Source organism: Cupriavidus lacunae, from assembly GCF_003353055.1.
In the GTDB taxonomy this organism is placed as follows: Bacteria; Pseudomonadota; Gammaproteobacteria; order Burkholderiales; family Burkholderiaceae; genus Cupriavidus; species Cupriavidus lacunae.
On the sequence record NZ_QKWJ01000006.1, the window covers coordinates 67,327 to 80,843 of the forward strand.

Sequence of the window (13,517 nt, forward strand, 5' to 3'; positions counted from 1 at the left end):
TGCACGTCCGACAAGCAAGTGCGGATTTTCGCGGGGTCCGTGCTTGCCGCAATAATAAGAGAGCGGCCATGGCCACCATCCTCTTGATCGAGCCTCACCCCCTCCTGCGCCTGGGTCTGCGCCATCTGCTGGTCCAAGCACACATTCCTGGCGACCTGATCGATATCGATCCCCTGGCGCCCATCGATCCCGACCTGTGGCTGGACGAGGCCGACCTGCTGGTCTATGGCCTGCCGGCCGATCAGGCCAGCGGATGGTCGATGCTGGATGAACTATGCCGACGGCTGCGCCCGCAACGGGTGCTGGTCCTCAGCGATCAGGCGGCGCCACGGCTGCCGGATGCCGGCCTGCCTGAACCGGTGCGCGGTTTCGTTCCCAAGAGTTGCAGTGCGGATGCGCTGGATGCGGCGGTGCGCCTGGTGCTGGCCGGCGGCGAATGCTTCCCGGCGTGGGCTCAGTCCGTCCCTGGCCAGCAGTCCGGGGACGATGCCGGGCATGCGCTGGTGCCCGCGGCAGCCGGCCACGGTGATGCCCGGGTGGTGGCGCTGCGCGCCGGCGTGGGCGATGCCGTGCACGACAGCACGGCGCCGATGCCCCAGCGCTATTTCCAGGCGCACGCGACGGAATTCGAGACCCCGTCTGCCGGCGCGCACCTGCTGAACATTACCGAGCGCCAGTATGAAGTGCTGGCACTGCTGGCGCGGGGCTATCCCATCAAGACGGTCAGCCGCATGCTGAACATCTCGATTGCCACCGCCAAGACGCATGCCTGCACGCTGTATCAGCGCCTGCATGTGCGCAACAAGGGCGAGGCCGTCTACGTCGCCCTGCAAAAAGGCGCCACGCTCAACTGGACGGGACCGGCGAGCACCGCGCCGGCGCTGCGCGCGCAAGCGCCGGCACCAGCCTGCCAGGCTGCCTGAACCGACCGGGCCGATGACGAGGTGATGGCGGGATGATGGCGCGTGGGGCGAAGCGGACAGTGCGGGGATGAGGGCGTGGTCGCAGCGCGCGCGGCCAGCCTCCTGCGTCGGCCCCGGCGGCTCATCCATCTGGCGCGCGGCTCTCAGCCAAAAGCATGAGGCAGGGGTCGCAACGGCTTGCTACCTTCTGATGGAAGGTATCTGCAGACACTTTCGCCGGCGGGTTGGCGCTGCGTGGATGCCTTGCAAGCCGGGCCGCGCCGCAGCCCGGATCCCGACCGGGTGGCAAGCGCAGTTGCGGCCCGGGGCTGCCGCCGGACCGAGTCCATGTCGACCTACCTGATCGCCAGCAATGAAATGATGTGCCGTGTTCTAGCACGGCGCCTGAACACGCTGAACTTGCCGCAGCCGATTGCCTGGCGCACTCCGCAATGGTTGCAGGAATCGCAGCACGCATCGATGCGTCCGGCGCCATCGCACGCTTCGGCGCTGGCGCCCGCAGACCCTGCCGATATTGCCGTGGTCGATTGCACCGGCCTGGAGGGCGACCCCCGCGCCTTGCTCGACCAGCTGCAGGCGCGCCTGGCGCCGCGGCGCTGGCTGGTGCTGTCCGACCGCCTCGATCCCGCGCTGATCCTGCATGCCGCGCTGCTCGGCGCCAGCGGATGCCTGGCATTGCCGGCAGCGGTCGACCTGGTCTGCGCGGCCACCGCGCTGGTGTGGGCCGGCGGTCAGTGTTTCCCGCGCATGGCACTGTCGCTTACCGGGGCTTGCCCGGTGTCTCCCTCCCTAGTTTGTGCGAGCCGTCCTACAACCACCGGATGAGGGGCGTAACGGTGCCGATCGCCTATGCTTGATTCGCCCGGAGCAGAAGCTGGCCCACATTCGCAGGCCGGCCGCCCCGGGAGGGAAGGGGGTCGTATGAAGCCCGGACTGGAATTCCTCGTCGTGCGCGGCTTTGCCGTGCGCGAAGGCCGAGGCAAGTGGGCGTGCTGCTTCGAGATCAGGCTCGCAGCCCAATGTGGAGAAGGTTGCGGCGCGGATTGCGCTGCCGGCAGCGATGAACCGCTGCTCTACCGGGGAGAACTGCACGGGCGTCAGTTCGATTGTGAACTGGCTGCCGCCGATGCCGCGCGCGCGGCCGGCGAGCGCGAAGCGCTGCTGCGCGTGGATAGTCTCAAGGCGCTGATCATTGCCCAACATCGGCTCCGCGTGCCGCCGTCACTGGTGACCTGAACCTGCAGGCACGCGCGTAGCTCTTGTGCAGCGGCACCCGGCGCGAGCGCCCGGTGCCGCTGTGCGTTTGTGAGTCCCTTGTCTGCGCGTTTGTCGGCGCCGTGGGGCCTGGTGGCGGCAAGTAGCGCTGGTAGCGCCCGGTAACGCTTCCCTGGCCGGCTGGCCAAAAAAGAAGCCCGCCGACCGGGGGACCATGCGGGCTTTGAAAACGCTGCCCGGTGAAGCATGGGCAGCGATCCCGATTGAACATATCCAATTGCGCAAAGACTCTCTATCCACCAGAAGGCCAATGCCGCAATGTGCCCTCAACCTTCCCTGCACCTCCACCGGCAAGCCGGACGGCGCCTGCTCATGCGCGGACGATGCGTACAGCCGGCGCCGCAGGCAATGCGGACGATGCCGCCGCATGCCACGCGATGGTAGGCTACCCCCATTGCTTCCTGACTTCTGACTCCTCCAGCGTCCGCACGCCCATGAGCCACTGGAATCTTGTCTCCCTCTTCGGCGAATCCGCGTACCTGCTGCCGTGCGCGGTGTTCCTGTACCTGTGGCTGTACTGGCGCGGCGCGCCCGGCAGTGCGCGTCACTGGGTGCTGGCGTTCCTGCCGGCGGCGCTGTTGGTGCTGGCATCCAAGCTTGCGTTTCTCGGCTGGGGTATCGGCAGCGAGGCGCTCGACTTCACCGGCTTCTCCGGGCATGCCATGATGGCCGCGTCGGTCCTGCCGGTGATGCTCTACCTTGCGGTGCCCGCCGCCTGGACGCGTCTCGGGTGGATGGCGGCAGGGGCAGGGGTGTGCCTCGCATTCCTGGTAGGCGTCTCGCGCCTTGCGCTGCATGCGCATTCGGTGTCCGAAGTCGCGGGTGGCCTGGCCGTGGGCCTTTGCGTGAGCCTGCCGTTCATCCTGCGCCGCACAACGCCGCACGGCCCGCTGGCGATGGTGCTGGCCGGGCTGGCGCTTGGCACGGCGCTGGTCATGCCGATGACCGCGACAGTGGGCGCCTCGCATACGCTGATCCAGCAACTGGCCATGTTCCTGTCCGGGCGCGACCGCCCGTTCCAGCGCGGCGAGTGGGCCATGCGCGCGCCTCCGCATCTGCACGCTGCCGTCCACGTCACCATTCGCGCACGTCTGCCTCGATGAGGGTTGCCGCACCAGGTTGACCACCCCAGGTCGACCGCACTGCCGCGGGCTGTGTGCGCCCGCCAACAGACACTGCATGGTGGCTCGGCAACTATCGTCCCATCAAGAATTGCGCGCGGTGGGGCGGTCATGGCATCCATTTCAACCTTTACGGCAGATCGCTATACGGCGTTGCACATCCTGTACCGGCTGGCTGACGCCGTGCTGGTCGGTGCCTGTGCGATTGTGATCGGTGCGCTGTACTTTCCGGAAGGCATCCGTGGCGCCGCGCCGGTCCATGGCTTCCTGGCCGCCTTGTGTTCGGTCGGCGTGCTGGCGGTGTTTCCCGCCTTCGGCATCTATGAGTCGTGGCGCGGCCGCAGCCGGGCGGCGCTTGTGCTGCGCCTGCTCGCGGCCTGGAGCACCGTCTTCATCGTCGGGCTGATGACGGCCTTCCTGATGCACCAGATCGCCGCGGTGTCGCGGGTCTGGTCGCTGGGCTGGTTTGGCTGCAGCATGCTGGCGCTGGCCGGCGTGCGTGCCGTCATGTTCCGGATGCTGGGCAATGTGCGCGAGCAGGGCATCAACGCCAAGCGCGTGGTGATCTTCGGCTACGGCCCGCTCGGCCGCGAGATGTACCAGCGGGTGGACCAGATCCGCGCCGCGGGCTATCGGGTCGTCGGCATCTACCATGAAGAGCCCATCAACGTGCCGGACGGCGTGAGCTCGCTGCGCACCATGGCCGAGGTCAGTATCTTCGTGCACAGCCAGGGTGTCAGGGAAATCTGGCTGACCCTGCCGATGGTAGCGTGCCGGGACCTGTATGACGTGGTGCGGCAGTTCCGCAATGAGCTGATCGACATCCGCTGGATCCCCGACGTCATGTCGGTGGAGCTGCTGGGTCACCGCTTCAGCGAGTTTCTCGGCCTGCCGGTGATCGACCTGAACAGCCCGCCGGTGTCGGGCATCACCGGCCTGCTCAAGGCCAGCTTCGACCGAGCCTTTGCACTGGCCGCGCTGGTGGGCCTGTCGCCGCTGCTGCTGGTGGTGGCGGCGCTGGTGAAGCTGTCGTCGCCGGGGCCGGTGCTGTTCCGCCAGCAACGGCTTGGCATGGACGGGCGCCCGTTCGATGTCTTCAAGTTCCGCACCATGCGCCAGCACGCCGATATGGGCGTGACGCAGGCGGTACGCGGCGATGCGCGCGTTACGCGCGTCGGCGCGTTCCTGCGCCGCACCAGCCTGGACGAACTGCCACAGTTCTTCAACGTCCTGCGCGGCGACATGTCGGTGGTGGGCCCGCGCCCCCATGCCATGGAGCACAACGAGCTCTACAAGGAACTGATCGACCGCTACATGCTGCGCCACCGCGTCAAGCCGGGCATCACCGGCTGGGCGCAGATCAACGGCCTGCGCGGACAGACCGATACCGTCGAGAAAATGCGCCGGCGTATCGAGTTCGACATCTACTACATCCAGCACTGGTCGTTCCAGCTAGACCTGCAGATCATCCTGCGCACCGCGCTGCACGGCTGGACCGGCGCGAGTGCGTACTGATACGGCGTCGGCGGTGCCCGGGGGCGCATTGTCTTAGTGCGCAAACGTACCGAAGCCGAGGCCTGATACGCGTGCAATAGGGCGCACCATAAAACGGGAGGTGTTAAATGAAAGCAACCATCCGCAACATCCTGGGCGAAGTCGCCCGGCTCGATGTACCGGTCGCCAACCTGGCAGACGGCGATGACCTGTATGCCGCCGGCTTGTCGTCACTGGCCACCGTGCACGTGATGCTCGCGCTCGAAAACGCGTTCGATATCGAGATTCCGGACCAGATGCTGACGCGCCAGCTGTTCCGCAGCGTCGACTCTCTCGCCGCCGCGGTCGAGCAGATCCGGCAGCAGCCGGAGGCAGCATGAACCCCGTCGCCAGGGTGGCACTGGCCCATTCCAGTGCGGATCCCGACGCCGTGCTGGCGAGCGGCGAAGAACTGATCGCTGCCGCCCGTACCGCTGCCGGCATCGCGCAGGCGCATGCCGATGCCGTCGACCGCGACGCGCGCTTCCCGCATGAGGCCTTCGACAGCCTGCGCCAGCTTGGCCTGATCGGCGCCATGGTGCCGGTGGCCCAGGGCGGCGCAGGGGCCTCGCTGGCGACTGTGGCCGCGATCTGCCGCGTGCTGGGCGCCGCGTGCGCGTCGACCGGGATGATCTACGCCATGCACCAGATCCAGGTGGCGTGCGTGATCGAGCACGGCGCCGGTAGCGCGTGGCACGAGACCCTGCTGTCACGGATCGCCGCGGAGCAATTGCTGATGGCCTCGGCCACTTCCGAAGAAGCGATCGGCGGGGCGCTGCGCAGCAGCGGCTGCGCGCTCAATGTGGAGAGCGAGCGCTTTCACCTGCTCAAGATGGCGCCGACGATATCCTATGGCGCGCATGCCGACGGCATTCTGGTCACATCGCGCCGCCACCCCGATGCCTCGCCGTCCGACCAGGTACTGGTGTGCGCGCTCAAGTCGGACTACACGCTGCAAAGCCTCAGCACGTGGGACACGCTTGGCATGCGCGGCACGTGCAGCAACGGTTTCCGGCTCGAAGCCACGGGCGACATGGCGCAGGTGTTGCCGGTACCGTTCGGCGAGATCGCGGACGCCACCATGACACCGGTGTCGCACATTCTGTGGAGCGCGCTGTGGCTGGGCATCTGCAGCGATGCGGTGATGCGCGCCAAGGCCTTCTTCCAGGGGCAGGCACGCGCGCGGCCGGGCTCGCTGCCGCCTTCGGCGGCACGCGTGGCGGAAGCGGTCAGCCTGTTGCAGCTGATCGAAGGGCGGCTGGACCTGGCGCTGGACCAACAGCGCCGGCGCCATGCCGAGCCGTCGGTGTCGGCGGCCTTCGCGCTGGCCGCCGGCATGAACGGCCTGAAGACCGCGGTGTCCACGCTGGCGCTGGAGGTCGTGCAGCAGGCCATACTGGTGTGCGGCATGGCCGGATACAAGCACGGCACGCCGTTCAGCCTGGGGCGGCACCTGCGCGATCTGTGGTCGGCTCCGCTGATGATCAACAACGATCGGATCCTGACCAACACGGCCAATCTGTTGCTGGCCGACCGTTCCTGAGGGAGGCCACATGGACGCTCATACCCTGACCGACACCGGCGCCATGGGCGGCGCCGTGGCCGATGCCCACGCGCCCGCGCCAGGCATCCAGCCCGCGTCATCGACGCCCACGTTCCTCGAGCGGCTGCTTGCCGAGGGCCTGATGATCGAGACCGGCGTGCGCGGCATCTACGGCCGCAACGCGACCTTCGAATCCATCTGTGACGGCGTGAACGCCGCCATGACGCGCCTCGGGCACGATCAGGATGCCGAATCGCTGCGCTTCCCGCCGGCCATGGGCCAGGCGGACTTCGAGAACAGCGGCTACCTCAAGAGCTTCCCGCAGCTGGCAGGCACCATCCACAGCTTCTGCGGCGACGACAAGGGCCACCGCCGCCTGCTGGCGCGCCTGGAGAGCAACGAGGACTGGACTGACCAGCAGCAGCCGACGGGCGTGGTCCTGACCCCCGCGGCCTGCTATCCGATCTACCCGGTGATCGCGCGGCGCGGCCCGCTGCCCGAGGGCGGCAAGGTGGTGGACGTGTTGTCGTATTGCTTCCGCCATGAGCCGTCGCTCGAGCCGACCCGCATGCAGTTGTTCCGCCAGCGCGAGTATGTCTGCCTGGGCACGCCGGAGCGCATCACCGCATTCCGCGAGCAGTGGCTCGCGCGCGGCCTGCAGCTTGGCGAAAGTCTGCAGCTGCCGGTGGAGATCGACGTTGCCAACGATCCGTTCTTCGGGCGTGGCGGCAAGCTCGTGGCCGAAAGCCAGCGCGAGCTCAAGCTCAAGTTCGAACTGCTGATCCCGGTCAACGATGGCGCAGGGCCTACGGCGTGCATGAGCTTCAACTACCACATGGACCATTTCGGCACCATGTGGGGCCTGCGCACCGCGGACGGCGGCATCGCGCACACCGGTTGCGTCGGCATCGGTGTCGAGCGCATGACGCTGGCGCTGCTGCGCTACCACGGCCTGGACCCGGCCCGCTGGCCAGAAGCGGTACGCGACACGCTCTGGGGGGGGTAAATGTACGGCGACGGCAGGGCGAGGGTACGAGGAGGCCGCGCCGCGTGGCATGGCGGCAATCCGGTCTGGTCCCATGCGAACCAGCAGATCGACCTGTGGGTCGAGCTGCTGCAGGGCTGGGACCTTGAACCCATTGCCGCCCTGCCCTTCACCGTGGCCCAGGATTTCGAGGGTGACCAGTTCACGCTCTCCGCGTTTCCGGTCAACGACCTGGAACAGCTGTACGGCATCGTCACGCACGAGCTGTCGATGTACGACCGCCTCGAGGCGCACGTTGCCGCGCAGACCGCGCGCGGCAACGTGGTGCTGCTGGAAGTCGACAGCTATCGGCTGCCGCCGCCGGCCGGCACGTATCGCCGCCAGCATATGCGTTCGTGCATCGGTATCGACGTGCTGGTGCCCGAGGCCGCCGCCGTGGGTTATTTCCACGGTGACGGCTACCACACTGCCAGCGGCGAGGACTATGCCGCCATCTTTCGCCCGGCGGCGGGCGCGTACGGGGATCCGCCGGGCTTTCCACATGCTTCGGTGGCGCGGCGGCGCTTTTCCGCCCTGGCCGATGCCGCGCTGATGCGCACCTCGCTGGAACTGCTGCGCCATCACCTGTCGCGCCGGCCGCAGCAGAACCCGATCAGCGTGTTCCGCATGGCGTTTCCGGGCCATCTCGAACACCTGATGACACGCGGCGAGCCCAACTTCCAGGTCTATGCGGCGAGCGTGCTGCGCCAGCTCGGCGTCAATTTCGAACTGCTGGGGCGCTACCTGCGCTGGCTCGTGCTGCACGGCAATGCGCTGCCGGATGCCATCGGCGAGGCTTGCTACACCATGGCGTCCGAGGCCATGGTGATGCAGTTCCGCCTGATGCGCGCTGTCATCAGCCGCAAGTCCGATCCATGCCAGGACTGCCTGGACCAGCTCGAGCAGGCCTACCAGGGCACGGTGCCGGCACTGGCCTCGCACTTTGGCGCGAGCGTGGCATGAGCGCGCGCGACGTGGCGCAGCTGGCGCAAGCCCAGCCCGCGGCCACGGCTACAACCACCGCCACAACCGCCACGACGGCCACTGCGACGACCCTGGCGATTGCGCCCGGCGTTGCCATGGGCCCGTGCAACCTGAGCGGCGAGTGGGGCTGGCTGGAGACCCTTGCCGGCGCGGCGCAAGGCCCGGCGGAGCTGTCGGCCGACGCGGCCTGGCTGCCCGCGCCGGTGCCCGGCACGGTGGCCGCGGCCATGCGCGCGGCTGGCCGCTGGGACGACAGCGCGCCGCCGCCGCTGCATCGGCATGACTACTGGTACCGCCTGCGCTTTGCCGGCAGCGGCGGGCGCCAGCTGCGCTTCAATGGCCTGGCCACGCTGGCCGAAGTGTGGCTCAACGGGGTGCTGGTGCTGACCACGCGCCATATGTTCGCCGCCCACCAGGTCGAGGTGCAGCTGGTCGGCGAGAACACCCTGCACCTGTGCTTTCGCGCGCTGCATCCGTGGCTGCGCAAGCAGCGCGCCCAGGTCCGCTGGAAGCCGCGCATGATCGTGCCGCCGACCCTGCGCGCGGTGCGCACCACGCTGCTCGGCCACATGCCGGGCTGGTGTCCGCCGGTACACGCGGTCGGGCCGTGGCGCGACATCGAACTGCTCGATCCCGCCAGTACCGATGCGCTGCACGGCGTGCGCGCCGACGTGTCCACGCAGCTCGAGGGCGCGGACGGCGTGATTGCGCTGAGGCTGCATTTCCCGGGGCCGGCGCCGGCGCAGGCACGCTGCCGGGCAGTGGATGCCAGCGGCGAAGTCCGCGGCAACCTGGAGCGGATGTCGGAGCATGTGCTCGCCGGCACGCTGCGGGTGGCGCAAGCCCGGCGCTGGTGGCCGCATACGCATGGAGAACCCGCCCTGTACCGGGTCGAGGCCCGGCTCGGCGGGCAGACCCTGCACTGCGCGCAGGTGGGTTTTCGCACCATCGAAGAGGACCGCGAGGGCGAGCCCGGCGCGTTTGCGCTGCGCGTCAATGGCGAGCGCGTGTTCTGTCGCGGCGCCTGTGTGTCCAGCCATGACCTGCCCGGACTGGCCGACACCGACGAGGCCGTGGGCCGCTGGCTGCGTCTGGCGCGCGATGCAGGCATGAACATGGTGCGGGTCAGTGGCGTGACCTGCTACCCCGGCGAGGCCTTCTACCGCCAGTGCGACGAGCTGGGCCTGATGGTGTGGCAGGACTTCATGTTCGCCAATTTCGACTACGGCGCGGACCTGGATGCATCGCGGGGCCTGATGGAGGATGCCACGTGCGAAGTCGGCCAGTGGCTGCAATCCACGCGCGCGCATCCGGCCATTGCGGTGTTGTGCGGCGGCAGCGAAGCCGAGCAGCAGGCGGCGATGATGGGCACGCCGCGCGGCGACTGGCGCCAGCCGCTCTTTGACGAACTGATTCCCGCGCTGGTGGCCGCGCATCGTCCCGACGCAATCTATGTGCGCAACTCGCCCAGCGAAGGCGCCTGGCCGTTCCAGCCCGATACCGGCATCACGCACTACTACGGCGTGGGCGCCTACCAACGCCCGCTGCCGGATGCGCGGCTGGCCAATGTGCGTTTTACGTCCGAGTGCCTGGCCTTTGCCAACGTGCCGTGCGCGCGCACCCTGAATGAAAACGGCCTGACCCAGCCGCTGCACGATCCGCGCTGGAAGGCGCGGGTGCCGCGCGATGCCGGCGCAGCCTGGGATTTCGAGGACATCCGCGACTTCTACCTGCGCGCCTTGTACGAGGTGGACCCGCCGCGCCTGCGCTACGAGCGTCCGGCGCGCTACCTGGCGCTGTCGCGCGCGGTGGTGGCCGAGATCATGACCGAGGTCTTCAGCGAGTGGCGCCGCGTGGGTTCCACCTGCGCGGGCGGGCTGGTGTGGCAGCTGCAGGACCTGCTGCCGGGCGCGGGCTGGGGCATTGTCGATGCATGCGGGCGGCCCAAATCGCCCTGGCATGCCTTGCGCAGCGTGTGGCAGCCATTGCAGGTGCTGCTGACCGATGAAGGCCTCAACGGCCTGCACGTGCACGTCATCAACGAAACCGCGCAGCCACGCACCGTGCAACTGACGCTGCGCTGCCTGCGCGACGGCGAAGCGGTTGCGGTACAAGCGCAGCAGCCGCTGACGCTGCAGCCGCGCGAATCGTGCCGGATCGCGGCGGCGGCCATGCTCGACCATTTCTTCGATTTCACCTACGCCTATCGTTTTGGGCCGCCGGCCCATGATGTGGTGCTGGCCACCCTCCAGGCGGACGATGATCGTGGTGCCGCGCCGCTCAGCCAGGCGGTCTACCTGCCTGACCGGCGCGCCAGCGCGCTGCGCGCACCGGAGCTGCGCGGCAGCGTCGAATGCGTGCAGGGCGAGTGGTGGCTGACGGTCGGCACCCGGCGCTTCGCGCGCTGGGTCCATATCGAGGATCACGCCTTCCTGCCGGAGCAGGACTGGTTCCACCTCGGCCCGGGGGAAACGCGGCGTATCCGCCTGATGAATGAGAGCGGGGTGGGTACGCTAGCCGGCGCCATCCCTTCGGGCGAGATCTACGCCATCAACGCCGACCAGCCCGCCAGCTACGACGCGTAGGGCGCAAGCGTCTCCCTGGCGTCCCTTCCCTTTGCCATGCCTTGCCTGGCGGCACGCCGCCGCCGGCAGGCACTTGCATTTGCCGCCAGCCGGACGTGCCGTGACGCGTCACGACGCGCCATGAGGACGCCGTCGTGGCTCCGCTTCCGCCTGCTACCAACCAACCAATGGATGAGCGAGTACCAACCGTCAGCCTACTGTCGCTTCAGTGTGCGATAGCCCTTAATACAGTCAACAAGGCAGCACAAAGCGCACCGCAGCCTTGCGCGGCAGTACGGCAACAAGGGGTTGCAGCCAACCACGAGTCAGTCCTCAGCAGTGTCAACAAGTCGATAAGCGTCAGTAACGGGTGGAGCGGTATCGCCGGGTCGTCTGTACCACGCAGCCAGTGCGCGCAGGCGGCCCAGTGCCGCTCTCGGGTGAACGGGGAGAAACAACATGATCACGCAACGGTCGGACCTGCATGTCAATCATCTGCTCAATGCGTTGCCGCGGCAGGAGTGGGAAACGCTGTCGCGCCACTTTGAGCTGGTCCGGCTGCGCGCCGGCGAACTGTTGACTGACACCAGCCAGCGCATCGTGCATGTGTATTTTCCGACGACGTCGGTGGTGTCGCTGCTGTCGCTGCTCGAAGACGGCGCCACTGTCGAATTTGCTGCCGTGGGCAACGAAGGGCTGGTCGGCATTCCGGTGGTCACGGGCGGCGACACCATGCCCAGCCGCGTCGAAGTGCGCAGCCCGGGTTTCGCCTACCGCATTCCGGCGCGCGCGCTGCGGGCCGAGCTGGCCTACCTGCCGACCCTGCAGCGCGTCACGCTGCTGTATGTGCAGGCGGTGCTGACGCAGATCGCGCAGACCGCGGCGTGCAACCGCCATCACTCGCTGAACAAGCAGCTGTGCCGCTGGCTGCTGCTGGCCCGCGACCGCATGAACTCGGACGAACTGGTGATCACCCAGCAGGTCATCGCCAACATGCTGGGCGTGCGCCGCGAGGGCGTCACCGAAGCCGCCGGCAAGCTTGAGAACCTGGGTTTGATCCATCACAGCCGTGGCCATATCACCATCCTCGATCATTGCGGCCTCGAGAAGCACTCCTGCGAGTGCTACAAGCTGGTCAAGCGCGAGTACGACCGCCTGTTGCCGGCGCTGGCCCACGCGTGAAGCTTGGCGCGCACGGCGCGTTCAGCGCCGTGCGCCCTGCGCGCATGCGGATTGCGTCAGGCCTGCGCCGGATCCATGGCGCCGAACGACGACAACAGACCGGCGATGACCTCCTCATAGGCGGACTCCATCGTGCCGAGGCACTCGGTGCAGCGGTCCGGACGGCCGCGCGCGACGGCCCGGGCCAGGCGGAACTGCAGCACTTTGCTTTCCGACGCAATGGTGTGGGCCGCTTGCGCGACGCGGGCGGGCACGTCGTAGCCATGCTCGCCGAACCAAACGAGGCAGTGATGCAGCATCTCGAAGTTCGCCCCCAGCTGGCGCGGCAGGTTGAAGCCGTAGAGGTGGAAGTAGGCATCGCCGCGCGCCAGTATGGCTGCGACATGCTCGTCGAACTCGGCGCGCCAGCGCGTCACCGGGTTGACAGCAGGGCGGCGGCCCAGATGACGGCGCATCAGCACGGCGGCCGCGTCGCGGGCAGCCGCGCCGCGCAGCGGCGGGCGCACGCGCTTGGCGTATTCGGCATACGGAAACAGGATATTGCCATCGCTCAGCTCGGGCGTGAGGCGCAGCAGGCCGCGGTAATCCTCATCCTCGGCGCTGTGATACCCCAGGCTGTGGTAGTAGGACAGGCGCTGCGCCACGGGGTCGATCTGGTCGATGGCGACCGAGGTCTTCACATGCCCCTGGCGATAGGTGGTGGTGCGCGTGTCGGGCAGGTAGTAGCTGTCCATTTCCACCAGCACGGTATTGCCGCGCCGGACCTGTTCGACAACGTGCGCCTGCATCGTGTCGTAGACCGCCATCTCCAGCACCACGGTGCCGTACAGCAGTTCAAGGTCCGCCTGCGGATACTTGAAGAAGGTGAAATGGTCGCCCTCAAAGTCCTGCGTCACGGTGAAGGCCAGCGCGGCGCGCGGATCAAGCCCCCAGCCATACAGCAGCTCGATCCACAGGTCCATATAGCAGTTGGTCTCCTGCCAGATCGAGGCTTCATCATGCAGCAGTCGCTGCACCGGCCTGGCCACATGGCAGGGGGTCTGGTGGGCGTAGTGGTAGGCGTCGCTGCCAGCGGCGATGGTGCCGGTATCCACCGCCGTGGTTGCCATTGTTGCCAGTTCCCGCTCCATGTCGTTCCTCCGCAGTGTGCGCATGCCCCTCAACCGCGATGGCAAGCGGCGCGCTTGCACGGTCCACTGTATTGCAACGCCTGCGGCCGCCGGCTTCGGTGCGCTCTCCAACAGAGCGTGCGTGATTGCGTGCGCCCACGTCCCACTGCGCCGCGGCCCGGCAGGACGGCGCAAGAAGCGTGTGCGGAATCGAACAGATTCAGCCAGCCCGCCTGCCTAGACTGGCTCACATCCCCGT

The 13,517-nt window shown here is 67.9% G+C and carries 12 protein-coding genes; 11 read left to right on the plus strand and 1 reads right to left on the minus strand.

Going from position 1 to position 13,517, the window contains the following annotated elements:
- The first annotated feature begins 68 nt into the window (after window positions 1-68).
- From DN412_RS07575 to DN412_RS07625, 11 genes are all read left to right on the plus strand, one after another.
- Window positions 69-923, plus strand: coding sequence for a helix-turn-helix transcriptional regulator (locus DN412_RS07575; RefSeq protein ID WP_115013934.1), 855 nt, complete (start codon window positions 69-71; stop codon window positions 921-923).
- A gap of 327 nt (window positions 924-1,250) precedes the next feature.
- Entirely contained in the window at window positions 1,251-1,748 is a 498-nt protein-coding gene (locus tag DN412_RS07580) for a helix-turn-helix domain-containing protein (protein WP_115013935.1), read from the plus strand.
- 96 nt (window positions 1,749-1,844) lie between these two features.
- Window positions 1,845-2,159: a hypothetical protein gene (locus tag DN412_RS07585; protein ID WP_115013936.1), complete on the plus strand. Its 315-nt coding sequence runs from the start codon at window positions 1,845-1,847 to the stop codon at window positions 2,157-2,159.
- Between the two features lie 473 nt (window positions 2,160-2,632).
- Window positions 2,633-3,301, plus strand: coding sequence for a phosphatase PAP2 family protein (locus tag DN412_RS07590; RefSeq protein ID WP_115014039.1), 669 nt, complete (start codon window positions 2,633-2,635; stop codon window positions 3,299-3,301).
- Window positions 3,302-3,430: 129 nt separating this feature from the next.
- Complete coding sequence (locus DN412_RS07595; RefSeq protein WP_115013937.1) at window positions 3,431-4,834, plus strand: undecaprenyl-phosphate glucose phosphotransferase; 1,404 nt, start codon at window positions 3,431-3,433, stop codon at window positions 4,832-4,834.
- A gap of 107 nt (window positions 4,835-4,941) precedes the next feature.
- Complete coding sequence (locus DN412_RS07600; RefSeq protein ID WP_115013938.1) at window positions 4,942-5,193, plus strand: acyl carrier protein; 252 nt, start codon at window positions 4,942-4,944, stop codon at window positions 5,191-5,193.
- Complete coding sequence (locus DN412_RS07605) at window positions 5,190-6,395, plus strand: acyl-CoA dehydrogenase family protein (protein WP_115013939.1); 1,206 nt, start codon at window positions 5,190-5,192, stop codon at window positions 6,393-6,395. The genes DN412_RS07600 and DN412_RS07605 overlap by 4 nt, the downstream gene beginning before the upstream one ends.
- A 10-nt stretch (window positions 6,396-6,405) precedes the next feature.
- Complete coding sequence (locus DN412_RS07610; protein WP_115013940.1) at window positions 6,406-7,401, plus strand: amino acid--[acyl-carrier-protein] ligase; 996 nt, start codon at window positions 6,406-6,408, stop codon at window positions 7,399-7,401.
- Entirely contained in the window at window positions 7,402-8,382 is a 981-nt protein-coding gene (locus DN412_RS07615; protein ID WP_115013941.1) for a DUF1839 family protein, read from the plus strand.
- Between the two features lie 116 nt (window positions 8,383-8,498).
- On the plus strand, window positions 8,499-10,988 hold the full coding sequence (locus DN412_RS07620; protein WP_115014040.1) for a glycoside hydrolase family 2 protein: 2,490 nt from the start codon (window positions 8,499-8,501) through the stop codon (window positions 10,986-10,988).
- A 438-nt stretch (window positions 10,989-11,426) separates the two neighbouring features.
- Entirely contained in the window at window positions 11,427-12,149 is a 723-nt protein-coding gene (locus DN412_RS07625) for a Crp/Fnr family transcriptional regulator (protein ID WP_078198677.1), read from the plus strand.
- A 56-nt stretch (window positions 12,150-12,205) separates the two neighbouring features.
- Here the strand turns inward: DN412_RS07625 and DN412_RS07630 are convergent, their stop codons facing one another.
- A complete protein-coding gene (locus tag DN412_RS07630; protein WP_115013942.1) occupies window positions 12,206-13,279 on the minus strand; it encodes a DUF1839 family protein in 1,074 nt (357 codons plus the stop codon).
- Between the last annotated feature and the right edge of the window lie 238 nt (window positions 13,280-13,517).